This is a genomic window from Lacipirellulaceae bacterium (assembly GCA_040218535.1).
In the GTDB taxonomy this organism is placed as follows: domain Bacteria; phylum Planctomycetota; class Planctomycetia; order Pirellulales; family Lacipirellulaceae; genus Adhaeretor.
This window is the reverse complement of the sequence record JAVJRG010000012.1, coordinates 1,323,406-1,341,005: the sequence shown is the minus strand read 5'-3', so window position 1 is coordinate 1,341,005 and position 17,600 is coordinate 1,323,406. Positions and strand designations below refer to the sequence as shown.

The window sequence follows — 17,600 nt, the reverse complement described above, 5'->3', positions numbered from 1 at the left end:
GGAGTGATAGGTATCCGAGTGATGCCTGAAATGAGAAAAATAGCTCACTTACCGTTTTCTGCGCATCACAAGAATTGAACCTACCGACAAGAAGAGCGAGAGAGTTCCAGGCTCTGGTATGACGAATGCTCGTCGTACGACAACGAATCTATTTTGACCAAGAATAGGCACGTCAGTATACGCAAGGTTGCCAGGAGAGCCAATTTGTGAACTAAGGTCAAACGTTGGAAGGTCGGCAATGGTATCAATGAAAGCCGCCAGATCTTGAACCACCGCGAATGGTACATACCCCTGTTCTTCTAGGAACAAATTGTCACTGAGGTTTACAAAAACGCTACTGGACGAGGTGTTTGGCCCCCCAAAACGCAAAGCAAAAGCCACTGTCCCGATTGTGTTTCCTAAGCCACTTGTATCAAAATCAATCTCGCCGTCGTTGTCGGCGTCCAGAATTACCGAATCAAACTCCTCAACTGTTGAAAACCCGCCTGTTCCCAATTGATCCACTGTTGCGACATCAGCGACAAAGCCACCCCATTGAGTGACAAAGTCGTCTCCCGAAATCAGATCAGCAGACCGATTCATAACCGTATTGTCGTATCGACCACTATTTACGTAATCAAGAAAGCTATCGACGAGGGGTTGTAGATTTTGATTGTTTGTTGGATTGAGCAATACATCAAACCTGCCAGCGTTAGTTTGAAATCGGACAACGGTATCTTCCGCAGCTACCTGCGTAAGACCCAAAAGCGCAATCATGTTGAATGCAGCAGCGAAACGTGTGTAAATCGATAACTTTGTGAGCATAGAGGTCCTTATTACAGGGAATGAAGCATATTCGGTACGATGCCGTCACGCCATAAACGCAGAAGAAGGCTAGTTGAATAACCAGCGTGGCGTTTAAGTCTAAGAAGATCGGCTACTGGCCGAACAAGGCATGAGCGTGGGGTAATGAGGTAGATGTCAGTCAACAAAGTATGCACTATCGATATATCACAGTCAAACAGTCCCGCAGCCTTTCGCTAATAGTTGAGCTAGTATCTACGGCCCTCACTTGCAGTCAGACCTGGTCAAATCGCGAGGAAACCATAGCCCAAATTGAATTCTTCTAGTCGCAGTCCAAGATTTCTGTTTGCTGGTCGAACAACTCATTTACCCGCACCCCCAAAGCCCCAAGTCCTAGGAATCGACGATGTCTGAAATGCTCAAGACAGCCGTGGAAGTGCCAATCCCCTTCAACATGATTATCATCTTGGGGTCGCTGTTTTTCGTTGTCGCAGCCATCGTTGGCGTTGCAAAGGAGGTGCAGAAGTTCGCTTCGCATCGAGTGAGCACGGACTTCAAACGCGAGATGATCGATCAGGGAATGAGCGTCGATGAGATTGAGCGGATTCTCGCTGCCGGGCAAGAATGAGCATCGAGCGGCTTCGCATTGCGGTGAGCTACCGCATATCTTTCGACACAAACCTTTCTGGTGGGTAGTTCGAGAGGGAATTTGCCGCGCTTGATCAGCTAATACAGCTCAGCTACTTACCCAGCCGCTTCTCTAGCTGCGACTCATAAAGATCCTCGGGACGCAGTTGCTCAGGGGAAATCGTTTCGAACCAGCGGCCGGCTGTGGCTGTTTGGCTCTCTTCGTTTGACTTCACCCCAACGATATTGATCATCTCTGGTGCCCAACCGGTTGGATACTTCACAGGTCGGCGGGTACGGATGTTCCACCAAGTGTTCCAAGCACCGGCGTGGCGGCCTCGTTTGGCTCCGCCGCCAGAACGGAAAATGTTCGTCCCCCTTCCGGCGTTGAGGTTTGTATAGAGATTCGAGTGGTTCGCATACTTGTGGTGGTCGCAGGTGAGGTCTTCCGCCCTGCCACGACGCACAACGTTGGATGCTGAGCCGCGAGTCATGGTTATATCGTGGATGAATTTCGTTTGGATCTCGAAATCTTCGAGCATCAAGTCCGTACCTCCAAGAGTGACCCCATGATGTCCGGTGCAGTTGCGACGGCTATCGCGCTGACGACTTGAGTGGAAGCGGATGTTTTGCAGCGTATTGTTCGCACCACCGATGAAGAAGCCGCTGTCGGCATGGCGAACTTCAACATTGCGAACCCAGCTGTTGCGGAGATTGCTAAACGCAATCGCATTGTAACCGAGTTCGCTAAAGTGCCCGCCGTAGGGAGTGACGGGAAACTCGAAAGCCAGGTTCTCGATGCCAATTTCTTCGGCACTGCTCTGCGCTGGCAAGAGGGTCGGGCTCCACTCTAGGCGAACATCGAAGACCAGGTTGCGGTCGAAAGTGAGACACTTCTCCTCTTGGTCAACCTTCGTGACGCGGGCGAACCAGTTTTGTTTTACCGGTTTCAGATGCTTGAGATCCGACGGGTCGTCTGCATAGAGGTGGCTAGCGAGAGACTGCTGCTCGTCGCCTTGAAGAGTCAGCCTCACTTCGTCGCCAACTTCGAACGCCTCCGGTTCGTCCACCACAAGCGAAGTCGTCCCCCGTTGGGCTGCTGCCGTCACCTTCGCTAAAGGTTTGTCCCTCCAATCGCCACGGGCCCAAACGACGCCTCCTGACCAGGAATAGTTCGAGGTGGGATCACCCGTTGTTGTGGAACCCATGTTAGGACGAATCTCTTCCAAAGGCTTCGGAGCCCAAAGTACGGTCTGATCAGGGCCGGCCCCCAAAAGCACAGTCCCCGTTTTGGTGATCTCCAAAATGTCAGTAATGAGATATCGCCCTGCGGGAATTTCGATAGTTTTGCCAGCGGCTTCTTTCAGAGCTTGCTTGAAGGCTGCGGTGTCGTCGGTTTCGCCATCACCGACTGCTCCGAAGTCGAGCACGCTTACTTCGGGTAGTAGGTTTGGAAGCGGTTTCTCACCACGGTGGTAGCCCGCATAAGAATAGTCCGGCAAGCGTCCCCCAGGCTGCCAGATTTCGCCTCGATTGCCCCAGAGTGCAGAAGTTGTTCCTTCGTCAGCAAGAGTCAGAGGATTCAGCAGCAACGGGATCGCGACAAAAAAGTAAGTAATAAAGGGCAACTTCGGCATGGCAATCTTGTTCGGTCTACTGAGCAGGCAAAAAGTTCATCTAAAGAGACAAGTCTAGTCTTTGGTTTCTGCGGCGATTCTTCGCCCACAACTTTGCAGGCTTCTTCACGCTCTCATATAATGGTCATTCTATCATTTACGAATACTTCCCGACCACCTGCCGAATGAAGACTCTCCGCTACGCATTCCCACTCTGGCTACTCTTCTGCTCTCAGCTAGCCATGGCACAGACGGGCACCTTTCTTGATCGTTCGCAGGCAAGTGACCTCCGTGTGGTGAGTTACAACGTCTTGTGGGATTCGATCTTTGCTGAGAATAACGTTTTTCAGAGTGCGAAGTTCGAGCGGGTGTTTACCGCGCTTGATCCTGACATTTTGAATCTGCAAGAGATCGGCAATCCTTTCTGCAATGACTGCACGCCGAAAACGGGTGAGGATGTGCGCGTGCTGCTCAATACGTTAACGCCGCTAGGGGGTGATGGCTGGCAGGTCTATCAGGGAGGCACCAACGTGATCGCTAGCAAGTATCCGCTTTCGATGCAGCGGGACGACACTTCGCCTGCTGGCGATCGTCGCCAAGCGATCGCGCTGGTGGATTTGCCCGACGACCAGTACGACAGCGACTTTTACTTTCTCAACAATCATTACAAATGCTGTGGCGACGTCGGTGGCTTTGAAGACCAACTGCGGCAGCGGCAGTCCGACGCGATTGTGAACTGGATACGCGATGCGCGAACTCCTGGCGGGGCAGTCGACCTCGAGCCGGGAACACCGTTTGCCGTCGTGGGCGACTTAAACCTAGTGGGTGGAACACAACCGCTGGACACCTTGCTCGATGGCAACATCATCAACGAGTTCACCTACGGGGCTGACTTTCCCCCTGACTGGGACGGCAGCACCCTGACCGATGCACGGCCTAAGCATAACGTGACCGGGTCGAACGAGTACACTTGGCGGAACGACAACTCACGCTTTGCACCGGGTGTGCTCGACTTTGTGGTCTACTCGGACTCAGCCTTGGACGTGTCGAAGCAGTTCATTCTCAATACGGTAGAGATGAGTGCCGCGGATCGCGCGGCGACAGGCTTGCAGCAGCTTGACGTGACGGTTGACGGCTCAGGAAACAACTACGATCACCTCCCCGTGGTGGTCGACTTCCGCTTATTCGATTTCGCCGACAGTGATTTTGACTTCAGCCGCACCGTCGATGATCAGGACTTAGCGGTTTGGCAGAATGGCTACGCAGCCGTAGCGGCAGCCCTCGGTGACGGCGACAGTGATGGGAATAGTACCGTCGACGGGCTCGATCTTTTGGCGATTCAACGAGACTTCACAGGCAGTTCAACCTCGTTGGCAGCGGTGCCTGAACCATCGGCGTTCATCTTGCTACTGATCAGCGCCGTTAGTTTGTCGCGAAACAGAATTCGGTAACGGGCGACTCGAAGTGTTTTCAAAATCGTAACCCGAAGCGTAAGCGAGGGACAAACCCTAAGCGTATAGCCCCTGCTCACGCTTCGGGTTATGAACTGCTGCTAGCTACAGTAGCGTGCGGAGCCCGAAGTCAAATTCTGCTAGGGCAAGATCGATAGACTCCTCGTAAGAGCTGTCCTCGGAACCGACGATGCTCGCTTTTTCAAGGCTAGCGTTCGATAGCCCGTTTACGGAACGGTCGACCTGCTGAGGCACCTCATGACTAGCTTCTGCAAATTCCGACTCTTGGGAGTTGCCGTTTGGCGACTCAGCCAAAGCTTGGGCTAGTGGAGTGAAGTCGGGCGACTGGCCGCTCTCGGAAGTTCTCGCTGGTGCGCTCGCAGCGGCTACCGAGTTGCCCGCGGTGGTGTACTCGTACTTTACGCCATCAGTAACGGCAGTAAACGAAGTATCGCCATTGGGTGCTAGTTGCTGAGAGAAGTAGGCGTCCGCGGCCGAATAGGTGAAGGTCTGCGTGGGACCTGCGTAAGTGAAGGTGTTCGAAGTGTCGAGGTTCTCGACCTCAAGGCTATCGACCGTCCAGTTCCCAGCTCCGTCGGTGCTCGCCTGATAAGTGATCCGTAGGTTGTCGGAGACAAGATCGCCCCCGGCGGGGTTCACGCCAACCTCCGGGCCTTCGAGGATCAGAGCATCGGCGTTCGCCGTGTCGTTCAGGTCGGGGAAGAACTTCACGCTGCCCCCATTCGAAGACTCGAAGACGTTGAACTCCATGTGAAACCCTTGCAGCGGTTTCGACTCGAAACCATTGCCCGCGTTGGGAAATTCGTTACGGAATCCGACGTTGGCCATATTCGTGTTGACGTTGCCGCTGAGATTGAATTGGTAATCGAAGGTAATTCTCAGCGAGTCGTCCGCATTGAATGCAAGGCCACCGGTGGGACTGAACGAGTGCATATTGCGATCGAAAGGGCCACCAATCGAAGTGACCGTCCCTGAGCCACTGGCATCGATCTGGGCAATCTGTTGGCCGGCCCATTCGGGGTGAGCCTGCAAGTTGCCCGTGTTGTAGCCTTCGGCACTGGTATAGTCGGTATCAAGAATGGTGAAAGTTTGTGCTTCAGGCGGAAGCTCGAAATTCGACTGCCAAGCGAGGAAGTCGAACCCGTCGGATTGGCCGTTATCGTTGGCGTCGGAATCGCCGTTCAGTCCGTAGTCGCCCTGCCATTGCGCCAAGTCTGTGGCATCGACGTTGCCATCGGAGTTAAAGTCACCCAGACTGGGCACGTTGAACTGAGCATCGAGATCGGCCAACAACTGCACACCGTTGACTGCATTGTCGCGTCCACCGGCGGTGGGCACGAAGGTCAGCCACTCCGCGTTGTCGAAATTATTGGTCGATTGGCCCGCGCCGAATCCACGGTTTGCCCAGAAGTATGTCGGGCCTTTGCCGCCAGTGTTTGCCTTGGCAAAGTAGTCGCCGCCTGAGTTAGGAATGTTCCCGGGATCGAAGACGACGTTGTCAATGAAGTAGTTGTGGCGGGTTTGTTGGCCGGAGTTGTTCACCACACCGATGGTCGTGCCATTGTCAGCCCAGCCGAGCATGAAGCCGCGGTTGGGGTTGTTCAGATCAACGATTAGCGAGAGCCCACGGATGAAGTAGCTGTCGTGAGCAGCTTCCTCAACAAAGCCGGCCCAACGACCCGCACCGATCACCACGTTTTCGTAACCGATCGCCGAATCCGTGAAAGCGTCCCAGTCGAGGCCGTCAACACCGGCATTGGTGATGAAGTTATGGGCGGCAATCGTATTGTTCGAGCCCAGCGACCAAATTGCTCGCCCCACGGTGTTGCGGATGTGATTGTTCGTGATAACCACGTCGTCGATATTCAGTCCGCCGGAACGTGCGACGACACCTTCCCAGACGTTGGCAATTTCAAAGCCGTCGACCTCGATGTTGTCCGCGTTCCCAGTGATGTAAATCGCCGTTGTATGCGGCGCGGACGCTTGCAGGTTAGGATTGCTATGAAGCAGTGCATTGTCGACACCAATCAGCTTGATGTTGTCCGTGCCATCCACGCGGAAAATCGAATCGCTACCGTTCTCTACTGAATGCACACCACCGGGGGCGGTGAATGAGCCTTGTTTGAAAATCGATCCCTCAACATAAATGTGCACGTTACTTGGGACGTTAATCGTGCTGGTGATGTTGAAGTCGCCTTGAATGAGGTAGACGTTTGGATTGTTTACCGTGCCGCTAGTGATCGTCGCGAATTGAGCTTCGCTGGTCAGAACCGTCGCTCCCGCGGGTGCCGTCTGCGTGCCGGCAATCGCATCGAGGGTGTTCTGCAGCGTCTCGTCCGCCAGAATGATGCTGGAATACTGGCTAGCACTAATCGCGTTGATCGCCAACTGATCGATGCCGGCATCCTGAAACGTAGCCGACAAGACCAAACGTGGCTCTAGGGTTTCCATACGCAAACGTGTCGAGGGTTTAGAATTCATGCTGGTCGCCTATTCCTGATTTATTAAGAAGACAAGCCGGGCGAAAGCCGCCAGCTCGCTGTCTGAGGAGAGAATGTCTGTTCCGTACTTCGCCTAGTCTATGATGTCCTCAATCTGCCAATTCAGCCAATAAATGGCAGCTTTCGCGACCCAAACACCTCTAGATCGAAGAAAACTGCTTTTTCCTTCGTTTTGTCTTTGAGATTCCTGAGGCACGTGCGTCTCACTAAATAGTCCCACGCTTGGTTCACTCCGCCCATGTCGAGTCCGCCCGATCCTTCCGCTGAGCGATCTTCCTTCGCGAGATTGACGAAGCGAGAGGTCGACGAGCTGGTAATCGAGCACCTTCCCGCGATGCTTCGCTTTGCACGACGCTTGACGGGGGATGCCCACACGGCGGAGGAGGTGGTGCAGCAGACTTTGTGCCGGGTGTTTGATAAATGGTCAACGTGCCAAGGAGCGGAAACTTTCCGAGCTTGGATGATGCAGCTGCTGGTGAATATCGATCGGGATCGACGCCGGCGAGTACGGCCAGCGAGCCATGTGTCAAGTGAAGAGATACACGACTTACGGCCGCGACCGGAAGAGAAAGCGATCGGTGATGAACTGCACAATGCCATCCGAACTGCCATCGACCGCTTACCTGCTCGCCAGCGTGAAGTGGCTTTGCTGAAATACGGCGAGGAGGATTTCGACGTAGTAACCATTGCCAAGGTGCTGGAGATCAGCACGGCCAATGTGTATTCATGCCTGCACCTAGCGAGGAAGTCAATCGCGGAAGCAATCGATTACCACTCAGCAGATCAGCCCATTGAAAAAAACATATGAGCGATCACTACGAACAACCGGACGATACGCTCGACGCATTGATTCACCGTGCTTTGAGCGATGAATCCTCTGCACCAGAGCCATTGCAAACGGAACGCTTGACGCAGTTTTGGCAATCACTTGGCGAGTCAGAAACTAACACTTCGGGCCGTCGTCTCGTGCCTTGGATGGCGGCGGCTGTTCTCTTGATCGCTACGGGAGGGTTGGTTACTTACTCGGTGCTTTCACCCGGCGAGTCTTCGCAGCCGGCGGAAGTTGCTCAGGACAAACCCGTTGAGGAGGACAGTCGGGTTGCCAATGCGACACCGCTTCATGGAGCGAAAGAAGAATCGAAGTTGCCCAAACCGACACCAAAACCACCAACGCAACCGGAATCAGTCATTGCCGCGAATCGTCCCGCTCCGCCAGATTCGGCAGCATCAATTGGTCGCGAGCCTACCGATCTGGAACGACGCATGTTCATGGCTCGCACAAGAGTCCGTCTGCCGAAAACGAAAAAGACGCTTCACGAGGCGATCGAAGACTCTCTTGAACAACTTGTGACTCGTCCTGAAATCGCTGCGGGTCATTTACTGGCTCTTCAGGGCTTCGCCAGTGAAACCGTTGAAATAGAACTACTCGATCGACTTCCCTTAGGCACCATTGAAGAGCGATCGGCAATCCTTCGCTTGTTAGCCATCCATGGCTCGCAGGCCTCTTTGGATGAACTGATCGAACTCACTGAATCAGATGAACTACGCGCCACAGCGCTCTCGACACTCGAGGCGATTGCGGGAATCGAAAGTTGGCCGGAGCTCACGGAGCGGATTACCAATGGCGAAGCTCGCCGGATGATCTCGCAACGGTTGATCGCTGCACTCGACGACGACAACCCGAGGACACGATCGGCGGCGACCGAAGCAATTGGCAAGTCTTTTGACTGTACCGTCACTGAGGCTTTGATCGAGCGTGTAGTGCGGCAACCATCGCAGAATGAGGAAACTTGGTTCGCATTGTTCGCCTGTCGTTGCCCCCAGGCGAATGCGTTTCTGCTGGATGCTTCGCAGAATCCGAAGTTGTTGGGGCAATTCAATCACGCTCGACTCCAGTGGGCCTTGAGGTGAGGCGTGAGATGTGAGTTATGAGTCGTGTGTTGCAACGTCACAAAGTTTACTATCTCAAACGAAGTAGCCCCTGGCGCGAGCCTGGGGTTGAAAGTGAAGAGTCGCTCATAGTTCACAACCCCTAGCTTGCGCTAGGGGCTAGGGGTTGGCTCGAATTGAAATACGTTTTCTAACTTCTGGTTTTTTGAGGAATCAATCATGTCAAAATCATTTATTACTTTCACAACAATCGCATTACTTTTCATTGCCTCTCCCTCTTTCGCTCAAAATGATAACGAGTTCATCCTGCGCACCTACGACGTCGGTGACCTGGTGATGAGCATTCAGGATCGGCCCTACGATGACTCCTCGAAGCTACTACCAGTAAGGGGTGGAGGGCGAGGTGGGCTTGGCGGAGGTGGTGGCGGAATGGGAGGCGGAGGAGGGGGTGGCATGTTTAGTGTCGAAGACGACTTGGCTGCCCAACCTCAGGGGCACCGCCCGCAATGGCTTGCCCAGTTCGGTGGCGGAGGAATGCCTCAACCTGCCGGAGCTAGTGCCAACTCGGCGAAGCTCGATCAGTTGATTGATGTGATCGTCTCCACGGTAGACTTTGCCAGTTGGCAGGAGAACGGTTCGGGTGAGGCAGAAATCCAGCCGTTCGGAAATTCACTGGTCGTTTGGCAGTCGCGCAACGCTCACTCACAGATCGAGGGCCTGCTCAACTCGCTCGCCAAGAATCAAGCCGATCAGAAAACGCTGACGATTGATGCCCGTTGGTTGCTGCTTAGCTCCGATGAGCTCGACAAGCTGATGACCGGCAAAGAGAGCCCACCGACGGTGGATCCGGCTTTGCTCTCCGAGTTCACTCGCCGCGGGACGAGCCTGCGAGGAATTACCAACTGCTTCAGCGGCCAACTTGTTTATCTGATCAGCGGTACACGACGAAACAATGTGTCGAGTTGGATTCCTGTGGTCGGAAGCTTAGAAAATCCTCACGAGCGGGAACACTTGGTTGCGGATCGCGGCCAAGTTCGAATTCAGTTCGCGCAGAACTTAAGTTCTGGTCGCGTCACAAAGGATCGCGATTCGAGTGTCGGCTATCAGCCAGTCATCACGACGAACAATTCGGGTGCGTTGCTCGAAATCCGGCCCACGAAGATCCGAGGCATCGAAGAGGCGGTTGTTGATCTCAAGTCAACAATCACGGTCGAAGGGCAGCAAGATCGCGAGAATAGTGAATTCGGCAAGCGAGTTGGCTCTCCCCAGCCACCCTACGTGGACCTCGTCGCAATTGACACGCAGGAACTAACGACAACATTGCGAATGCCGTTGGGCAAACCGGTACTGGTGGGCGGGATGACGCATATTGCCCCGCAGAGCAGCCGCAACCAAGCTCAAGAGCCAGCGGGAGAGAATGCCCAGCTCTACTTGGTCTTGGAAGTGCGGTGAGCGGTTCTTTTTGTCAACGAATCTCACGAATTGCACGAATAAAAAAGGTGGCTTTGGCTTCTGCTCAAGGCATCCAACGAGCATTCGTGAGATTCGTGCAATTCGTTGACAACACTCTGACAACCAAAACAAAAAAACCTCGGTCGCCAAGCAAAGCTCAGCGACCGAGGTATTGGACGGGGCCCGCCTAAGCGGGGGTCTGCTTAGGCGGGCTGCAATTCTTTCTTGCGCTCTTCGATAATCTCGGTCTGGATGTTCGAAGGCACGGGGGCGTACTTGGCGAACTCCATCGAGAAGGTGCCTTGACCTTGCGTTTGGCTGCGGAGATCGTTCGAGTAGCCGAAGGTTTCAGCCAGCGGTACCTCGGCGATGATCGTCGTCATGCCATTGGCAGTTTCCGTTTCGGCGATCATGCCACGCTTCGAGCTGACTTGACCGACAACCGAACCCTGGAACTCTTCGGGGCATTCGATTTCGACCTTCATGATCGGCTCAAGCAATTGCGGCTTCATGCGATTGAAGTGCTCGCGGAAGCATTCGCGAGCGGTCAGCTTGAACGCCATGTCGCTGGAGTCAACGTCGTGGAAGGTACCGTCCTTCAGTTCGACAGCCATGTCGACCACGGGGTAGCCGGCCAAGGGGCCTTTCTCCATCATCTCTTCGAAGCCCTTCTTCACAGCGGGGATATATTCCTTGGGAATACGACCGCCGGTGACCTGATCTTCGAAGTAGAGCATGCCCGACTCGCCCTTCTCTTCCATCGCGGCGCGGTCGTCGTCGCTCATCGGACGCATCGTGCCGATGATGTGGCCGTACTGACCTGAACCACCAGACTGCTTCTTTCGCTTGTGATCGAAGTCGAACGGCTGCTGGCCGGATTCGCGGTAGCTCACCTTCGGGGCACCGACTTCGGTTTCGACGCCGTACTCGCGACGAATTCGCTCGACGTACACTTCCAAGTGCAACTCGCCCATCCCAGCGATAATCGTCTCGTTGGTTTCTTCGTCGGTGAAGACGTGGAACGTGGGATCTTCCTTGCGGAAGCGTTGCAGTGCCTTGCTGAGCTTGTCGGAGTTGTCACGCGACATCGGCTGAATCGACATCTTGATGACCGGATCAGCGACGAAGATGTTTTCCAGCGAGCAGTAGTTCGCCTCGTCGCAATAGGTGTCACCAGAAGCACAGTCGATGCCCATGATTGCGACGATGTCGCCTGCTTCACCGGCATCAACTTCTTCACGCTTGTCGGAGTGCATCTTCACGATGCGGCTGAACCGCTCTTTGCGGCCGGTACGCTGATTGAAGTAGGTACCGCCCTTGGCGATCTTGCCCTGGTAGAGACGCGTGTACGTAAGCTGGCCGTACTCGTCGTCGGTGATTTTGAAGCCCATCGCAACAAGTGGTTTGGTCGAATCGGATTCGAGGACACGCTTCTCACCGGTCTGGGGGTCCATGCCGGTGTTGGTGATCTCGGGAGGTGAAGGCAAGTAACGAGTGATCGCATCCATCAGTGGCTGAACGCCTTTGTTCTTGAAGGCAGAACCTAAGAACACAGGGCAGAACTCTTGCTCAATCACGGCGTGACGCACGATGTCGTGGATCAGGTCTTCGCCAACCTCTTCTTCGGCCAGCAGCTTCTCCATGAGATCGTCGCTGTACATGCTCAACGACTCGAGCATCTGAGCGCGATACTTTTCCGCTTCTTCTTGGAGATCAGCGGGGATGTCCTCAGTGCGGACCTTCTCGCCGTTGGAGCCATCGAAGTAGTAGGCCTTCATCGCGATTAGATCGACGACGCCTTCAAACTTGTCTTCGTTGCCGATGTTGATCTGCATCAGTACCGCATCGGCACCCAGCTTGTCGCGGACTTGCTCGACGACGCTGTGCGGATTCGCACCGGTGCGGTCCATCTTATTGATGAACGCCAAGCGAGGCACGTGATAGCGCTTCATCTGACGGTCGACGGTCATCGACTGTGACTGAACACCGCCGACGGAGCATAGCACGAGAATTGCACCGTCGAGTACGCGAAGCGAACGCTCCACCTCAACAGTAAAGTCAACGTGGCCTGGGGTGTCGATTAGGTTGATGTCGTAGCCGTCCCACTTCAGGTAGGTCGCGGCTGAGGCGATCGTGATGCCGCGTTCCTTTTCCAGCTCCATGTTGTCCATCACGGCACCGTCACCGCCGCCACGCACATCCTCGATCTTGTGAATCCGTCCGGAGTAAAACAAGATACGCTCACTGAGGGTCGTCTTACCCGAGTCGATGTGAGCGGAGATACCGATGTTGCGAACTTTACTGAGGTCCATGGTGATTGCCTCGTTCTGGCCTTAATCAAATACTGCGGTGGAAAGGGAAGGGAAATGCCGTGGGGATACCCGCGGGCTTACGCCTCGCGGCTTGGACACAAAGGTGGGATTGGTTCCGACCACGAGTCTTACTGCCGTTGAACGCATAGCGATCGCTAGCGAGTCGAAACCAAGCTCTCAATTCTACGTAATCGGTGCAGAACTGCTAGCCCAAACTCTCCTTACGGCCTCGGTTTAGGGGACTTTTAGGCCTGGTTTTTAGGCTGTTCGTCGAGATGCCGCCAGAGCGATTTTGAGCGCGTGGCGAGCCCTGTGGCGAATCGGGTGGCTCTTTTATCTCTACTTCTTGGGCTATACTTCTTCTCTTTATGCTCCTAAGTGCTTTTCTCGCTTTGAATTACCATCGATGACCGAGATCGAAGAAGAAACCCCGGAATACGGCGATTTGCCCGCCCCACAACCGTTGCCCGAGGGCTGGCTGCGGCGGTGGCCGTTCGCAACTTTCCTGCTGCCGATGGTCGTTTTCATGCTGGTGACCACGCTGGAGCCCACGCCCGATTCTAAGCCAAAGGCGAAAGAGCAAGCCTCAGCCGAGACGCAGGCCGATGAGAACTCGCTCGATTCGCTCCCCGTCGAGACCGCCGATGCGTTGATCCCCTACCGCTACTACCCGGTGATCTACACCCTGAAGGTTGCACTGGTGATCGCGACGATGATCGCCGTCTGGCCGGGTTATCGCACCTTCCCACTGAAAGTCAGCCCGTTGGCTTTTGTGGTTGGCGTGGTGGGGATCGTCCTGTGGATTGCTCTCTGCAAGCTCGACCTGGAAGTCGCTCTGCTCAAGCCGATCGGACTGGGCTGGTTGGTCGAATCAGGAACGCGTAGCGCGTATAACCCCTTGGAAGAGCTCGCCGATAACCCGCTGTGGGCTTATGGATTCCTTGTGGTCCGGTTTATCGGACTGGCGGTGCTGGTGCCGATTTTCGAAGAGTTCTTCTTGAGAGGGCTCGCCATGCGGTTCGTCGTGGACGACCGCTTCGAGCGTGTCCCTTTCGGCTACGTCACGCCGGCGGCCATCGTGGCGGGGACGGCTATTCCGATGCTGATGCACCCAGGCGAACTGCTCGCGGCGTTCGTGTGGTTCAGCCTGGTGACGTGGCTGATGATCCGCACGAAGAACATCTGGGACTGCGTGGTCGCCCACGCCGTGACGAACTTCCTACTCGGGGTCTATGTAGTGAAGACCGGCGAGTGGTGGTTTATGTAGAGCAATAACAACTCCACAAATATCTCAATGAGCCGCCAGGCGTTAGCCGGCGGGTGGAAGCGTGTGAGAGGTCAACCCGAGAGCTGACGCACCTCGGCTCAGGAACTGATGCTTCTCGGCTCTGGAACTAACGCTTTAGGGCTCAGGTGCTTACTCCCGAAAGTCTGCTCGCTGCACGTCCGTGTGGTTGCCGTTGATGATCGGCTGGGTGCGGAAAGGCAGACCTGCTTGGTAGCGAGCGAGTCGATGATGGTAGCTCGCGGCGGCTTCCTGTGGGGCCTGGGCAATCGCCTGCTTCAGTGTCTGAACGGCCTGCTGAAACTGTCCCGCATTTGCCTGAGCGGCAGCCAAAGTGTCGAGAGCGACGTGCCGTTCGCCGTAGCCACATGCTAGAGCCTGCTGTGCTCCCTCAAGCGCGTTCTGCGCGTCGCGGAAACGTTCATCCGGGCACGTTGCTAACAGCCAAGCGCCGTTACGGTAAGCGTGCGCAAACTCAGGATTAAGCTCGACAGCTTTCGCGTAGTCCGTCAGAGCAGCATCGTAGCGTCCCAAGTCGCTGTTCAGGTCAGCACGGCTGCAGAAGACCTCAGCGGCTGCGTCTTCACCGATCAATGCCTGATCGAAATGCTGCAAGGCCTTCGTCAAATTCCCACGGGCATGATGTAGCCTTCCCAAGCCAACGTGGGCCGCGGTGAGGCTGCTGTCAATCTTCAAGGCACTTTCGTAATCGGCAGCGGCAAGATCCAGCTTGCCAGCTTGCACGTAAAGCGTCGCCCGATTGGAATGGGCTTTGGCAAACTGCGGGTTCAAGCGAATCACCTGAGCGAAGTCGTCAAACGCGGAAGCGAAATCACCGGCTTGCGCGGAACTGACGCCCCGATTATGAATCGCTCGCCAGCACTTCGGGTCGCTCTGGATGGCTGCAGCAAAGTCGGCACTGGCCAAGTCAGGCTGCCCTTCGTCGGACCGTAGTTCGCCACGTCGGTTAAGTGCCCAGCCAACCAGTTCACGACCAAAGACTGCACTCTCGCCTGCAGCACCGTTGCGGAGCGCGACGGCGGCTAGCTTGGCGACTTCGGTGTATTCGGCTTGTGTCTTCGCCTGTTGCGAAAGTTTGTGAGCTTCGACAAGCGTACCAACCCAGGCCGGTGCTTGTTGATGTGTTGCCTGCTGACCGGGTGCTTCCCGAGTTGCAGACGCCAGGGCGACAGGCTCCGTATCAGCGGCGGGCGATTTCAGCACGGCTGCGGTTGCCGCTTGGGAAACAACAGGTCGCTCGGGCATTGGCGGATGGGCCGCTGTTTCCCATTCTTGATCGTAGCGAGTCAGCAGTTCTTGGTCGTCTTGCGTTGGGTTTTGATCGAGGACGACTGCCTGTGGTTTCACGTCGGGTGAACCCGCGGAGCTAACAATCGCCTGTGGTTGATTGACCGGTTCGATGGGAGTCGACTGCGAAGCAAGTTTTGCACGTAGCGGCATCTTCTCACTCGGTGTCGATTGGCTGGAATTCTTCGACCAGCGATTCAAAGCGGTCGACTGGGGCGCTGGTCGAGCCATGGAACGCATCCGCAGGCCCTGACCACGAAGTTGCAACTGGGGCGAGCGGCTCATCACCCTCAACGGTAGAGGACTCATCGGCGCGCTGCGGCTATTGTTCGAAACAACCGTCGGTTGCGGTGCCGCCTTCGCGTCGGAAACCACGGGAGTCGAAAGGTCGGTGGCAAATTGAACGGCTTGGTCGTCAATCGTTTCAACGCTTACAGTCGCCGCTGGCTGTTTGAGGCCGACCCCCGAAGGTTGCTGGAGGCCAATCGAGGCATCGCTCGCCGTGACGACGGCGACGCCCGGTGCTTCCTGGCCGAAGCAGTCATTCCATGTGGACGACATGCTCAGCGAGAGGAGGGCCATCGGGAAAAGTGCGATTGTCGAGACAATTCGATGCTTCACTTCCATGTGAATTCATCCGCTGTAGGGGGCAACAATAAGTGGATAAGAGCTAGCGTGCTAGCTAAGCGCCTGCGCGAGGAGAGCGCGGGCTACTCCTGAGTTGCATCGACGTGGGGCTTCGCCTCGCATCACGAAAAATCCGCGAAATCGGAAAATCTTACGCAGATTGCTGATTTCCACATTCGCACTTGATAGCAGATCGGCGCAACAGGAGGCGCAGTTTTTGAACAGGAGGTGGCAGAGAAAGCAGAGACTAATGGAGAAGAAGTCAACCTGGCCGAGTCATGCTGTCATAGTCCATCAGCTCGTTCAGTCGCTCCTCAGGCATCAGGCCGAGTTCGCTCACGAGGCCCTTGATCGTCTTATTCTCTTTGTGCGCCTGCTTGGCGAGTTGCGCGCACTTTTCGTAGCCGATCTCTGGGGCGAGCGCCGTGATCGTCATCAGGGAAGCGTCGAGCAACTCCGCGCAACGCTCTTCGTTCACTTCCAGCCCCGTGAGCAGTTTGTCGACGAACACGTCGCACACATTCGCCAGCAGCGAAACACTTTCCAGAAATGCATCAATCATCACCGGCATAGCGACGTTCAACTCGAAGATCGAACCGACGCCTCCCATGCCTGCCATCGTAACGGTCGCGTCGTTGCCAATCACGCGGCAACAAACTTGCATGACGCTCTCACAGATGACCGGGTTCACCTTGCCCGGCATGATGGACGAGCCGGGTTGAATCGCCGGTAGGACCAACTCGCCGATGCCACAACGCGGTCCGCTGCCGAGGTGGCGAATGTCGTTGGCAATTTTTGAGAGGGAGACGGCAGCCGATTTGAGCTTTCCGTGTGCGCTGACGAAGTGATCTTTCGCGGCTTGTGAACTCGTATGCACCCCCGTTTCATAGAATCCCTGGTACCCCTCTTCATCAATTAACCGTTTCGTCAAAACTTCGCAAACTGACGCTGAAAAATCGGGGTGGGTGTTGATGCCCGTACCGACTGCGGTGCCACCAATAGGCAAAGCTCGCAGATCACTATGGGCAGCCTCTCGGGCTTCACCCTGAGCGTCTGCAGCTTGACCAAAGAAACCTTCAAAAACTTGGCCAATGCGAATTGGCGTTGCATCCATTAGATGCGTGCGGCCAATCTTTACGATTGAATCCCACTGCTCAGCCTTCGCCCTGAGCATCTGGGTCAATCGTATCATCGCAGGCTCTAGCGCAGCATCAATCTCGACATATGCCGCAATATGCATCGCCGTTGGAAACGTATCGTTACTCGACTGCCCCATGTTTACGTGGTCGTTGGGATGCACGCCGCCTTCGGCCTTAGTTGTCGCGCCGAGGCCGAGCTTTTCGTTGGCGAGCGAGGCGATCACCTCGTTGGCGTTCATGTTCGTGCTGGTGCCGCTGCCGGTTTGGTAGACGTCGACCGGGAAGTGCGCATCGTGCTTCCCTTGGGCAACTTCATCGGCCGCGGCGATGATCGCGTCGGCCAGGCGTGCGTCGAGCTTCCCCAGGTCCTTATTCGCTTGCGCACACGCGGCCTTCAAGTGACCGAAGGCGTGAATCACCGCGGGTGGAAGTGGGCGGTTGGCAATCGGGAAGTTCTCAACCGCGCGGGCGGTCGAGGCTCCGTAAAGAGCGTCGGCGGGGACTTGCATTTCGCCCATCGTGTCGCGTTCGGTTCTCGTCTCAGACATGGTATCGTTGGTGGCGGGAGTGGTGGAATGAAGGAATGTT

At 55.4% G+C, this 17,600-nt stretch carries 12 protein-coding genes; 6 read left to right on the top strand and 6 right to left on the bottom strand.

Going from position 1 to position 17,600, the window contains the following annotated elements; genetic code table 11:
- Positions 1 to 48 precede the first annotated feature (48 nt).
- Positions 49 to 804: a peptidylprolyl isomerase gene (locus RIB44_19315; protein ID MEQ8618728.1), complete on the bottom strand. Its 756-nt coding sequence runs from the start codon at positions 802 to 804 to the stop codon at positions 49 to 51.
- A gap of 385 nt (positions 805 to 1,189) precedes the next feature.
- Here RIB44_19315 and RIB44_19310 point away from each other — a divergent pair, with 385 nt between their 5' ends.
- The gene (locus tag RIB44_19310) at positions 1,190 to 1,411 is read left to right on the top strand and encodes a hypothetical protein (GenBank protein MEQ8618727.1); all 222 of its coding nucleotides are present in this window, start codon (positions 1,190 to 1,192) and stop codon (positions 1,409 to 1,411) included.
- Between the two features lie 112 nt (positions 1,412 to 1,523).
- Here the strand turns inward: RIB44_19310 and RIB44_19305 are convergent, their stop codons facing one another.
- A complete protein-coding gene (locus RIB44_19305) occupies positions 1,524 to 3,047 on the bottom strand; it encodes a glycosyl hydrolase family 28-related protein (GenBank protein MEQ8618726.1) in 1,524 nt (507 codons plus the stop codon).
- Between the two features lie 164 nt (positions 3,048 to 3,211).
- Between RIB44_19305 and RIB44_19300 the strand changes: the two genes are divergently transcribed.
- A complete protein-coding gene (locus tag RIB44_19300) occupies positions 3,212 to 4,477 on the top strand; it encodes a hypothetical protein (protein ID MEQ8618725.1) in 1,266 nt (421 codons plus the stop codon).
- Between the two features lie 105 nt (positions 4,478 to 4,582).
- Here the strand turns inward: RIB44_19300 and RIB44_19295 are convergent, their stop codons facing one another.
- Positions 4,583 to 6,979: an LEPR-XLL domain-containing protein gene (locus RIB44_19295; protein ID MEQ8618724.1), complete on the bottom strand. Its 2,397-nt coding sequence runs from the start codon at positions 6,977 to 6,979 to the stop codon at positions 4,583 to 4,585.
- A 258-nt stretch (positions 6,980 to 7,237) separates the two neighbouring features.
- Between RIB44_19295 and RIB44_19290 the strand changes: the two genes are divergently transcribed.
- The 3 genes from RIB44_19290 (at position 7,238) to RIB44_19280 (ending at position 10,341) form a co-directional block, all read left to right on the top strand.
- Positions 7,238 to 7,807: a sigma-70 family RNA polymerase sigma factor gene (locus RIB44_19290; GenBank protein ID MEQ8618723.1), complete on the top strand. Its 570-nt coding sequence runs from the start codon at positions 7,238 to 7,240 to the stop codon at positions 7,805 to 7,807.
- Positions 7,804 to 8,910 (top strand): hypothetical protein, encoded by a 1,107-nt coding sequence (locus RIB44_19285; protein MEQ8618722.1) that lies wholly within the window; start codon positions 7,804 to 7,806, stop codon positions 8,908 to 8,910. Before RIB44_19290 ends, RIB44_19285 begins: the two co-directional genes overlap by 4 nt.
- A 198-nt stretch (positions 8,911 to 9,108) precedes the next feature.
- Positions 9,109 to 10,341, top strand: coding sequence for a hypothetical protein (locus RIB44_19280; GenBank protein MEQ8618721.1), 1,233 nt, complete (start codon positions 9,109 to 9,111; stop codon positions 10,339 to 10,341).
- A gap of 203 nt (positions 10,342 to 10,544) precedes the next feature.
- Here the strand turns inward: RIB44_19280 and fusA are convergent, their stop codons facing one another.
- The gene (gene fusA, locus RIB44_19275; GenBank protein MEQ8618720.1) at positions 10,545 to 12,653 is read right to left on the bottom strand and encodes an elongation factor G; all 2,109 of its coding nucleotides are present in this window, start codon (positions 12,651 to 12,653) and stop codon (positions 10,545 to 10,547) included.
- A gap of 406 nt (positions 12,654 to 13,059) precedes the next feature.
- Here fusA and RIB44_19270 point away from each other — a divergent pair, with 406 nt between their 5' ends.
- Positions 13,060 to 13,920: a CAAX prenyl protease-related protein gene (locus RIB44_19270; protein ID MEQ8618719.1), complete on the top strand. Its 861-nt coding sequence runs from the start codon at positions 13,060 to 13,062 to the stop codon at positions 13,918 to 13,920.
- A gap of 150 nt (positions 13,921 to 14,070) precedes the next feature.
- Here RIB44_19270 and RIB44_19265 read toward each other — a convergent pair whose 3' ends face one another.
- Entirely contained in the window at positions 14,071 to 15,873 is a 1,803-nt protein-coding gene (locus RIB44_19265; protein ID MEQ8618718.1) for a tetratricopeptide repeat protein, read from the bottom strand.
- Between the two features lie 262 nt (positions 15,874 to 16,135).
- Positions 16,136 to 17,560: a class II fumarate hydratase gene (locus tag RIB44_19260; GenBank protein ID MEQ8618717.1), complete on the bottom strand. Its 1,425-nt coding sequence runs from the start codon at positions 17,558 to 17,560 to the stop codon at positions 16,136 to 16,138.
- Positions 17,561 to 17,600: the final 40 nt, after the last annotated feature.

Bases quoted from the DNA above. Each gene is read 5' to 3' on its own strand.
- RIB44_19315 (MEQ8618728.1), bottom strand. From the start codon at position 804: ATGCTCACAAAGTTATCGATTTACACACGTTTCGCTGCTGCATTCAAC.
- RIB44_19310 (MEQ8618727.1), top strand. From the start codon at position 1,190: ATGTCTGAAATGCTCAAGACAGCCGTGGAAGTGCCAATCCCCTTCAAC.
- RIB44_19305 (MEQ8618726.1), bottom strand. From the start codon at position 3,047: ATGCCGAAGTTGCCCTTTATTACTTACTTTTTTGTCGCGATCCCGTTG.
- RIB44_19300 (MEQ8618725.1), top strand. From the start codon at position 3,212: ATGAAGACTCTCCGCTACGCATTCCCACTCTGGCTACTCTTCTGCTCT.
- RIB44_19295 (MEQ8618724.1), bottom strand. From the start codon at position 6,979: ATGAATTCTAAACCCTCGACACGTTTGCGTATGGAAACCCTAGAGCCA.
- RIB44_19290 (MEQ8618723.1), top strand. From the start codon at position 7,238: ATGTCGAGTCCGCCCGATCCTTCCGCTGAGCGATCTTCCTTCGCGAGA.
- RIB44_19285 (MEQ8618722.1), top strand. From the start codon at position 7,804: ATGAGCGATCACTACGAACAACCGGACGATACGCTCGACGCATTGATT.
- RIB44_19280 (MEQ8618721.1), top strand. From the start codon at position 9,109: ATGTCAAAATCATTTATTACTTTCACAACAATCGCATTACTTTTCATT.
- fusA (MEQ8618720.1), bottom strand. From the start codon at position 12,653: ATGGACCTCAGTAAAGTTCGCAACATCGGTATCTCCGCTCACATCGAC.
- RIB44_19270 (MEQ8618719.1), top strand. From the start codon at position 13,060: ATGACCGAGATCGAAGAAGAAACCCCGGAATACGGCGATTTGCCCGCC.
- RIB44_19265 (MEQ8618718.1), bottom strand. From the start codon at position 15,873: ATGGAAGTGAAGCATCGAATTGTCTCGACAATCGCACTTTTCCCGATG.
- RIB44_19260 (MEQ8618717.1), bottom strand. From the start codon at position 17,560: ATGTCTGAGACGAGAACCGAACGCGACACGATGGGCGAAATGCAAGTC.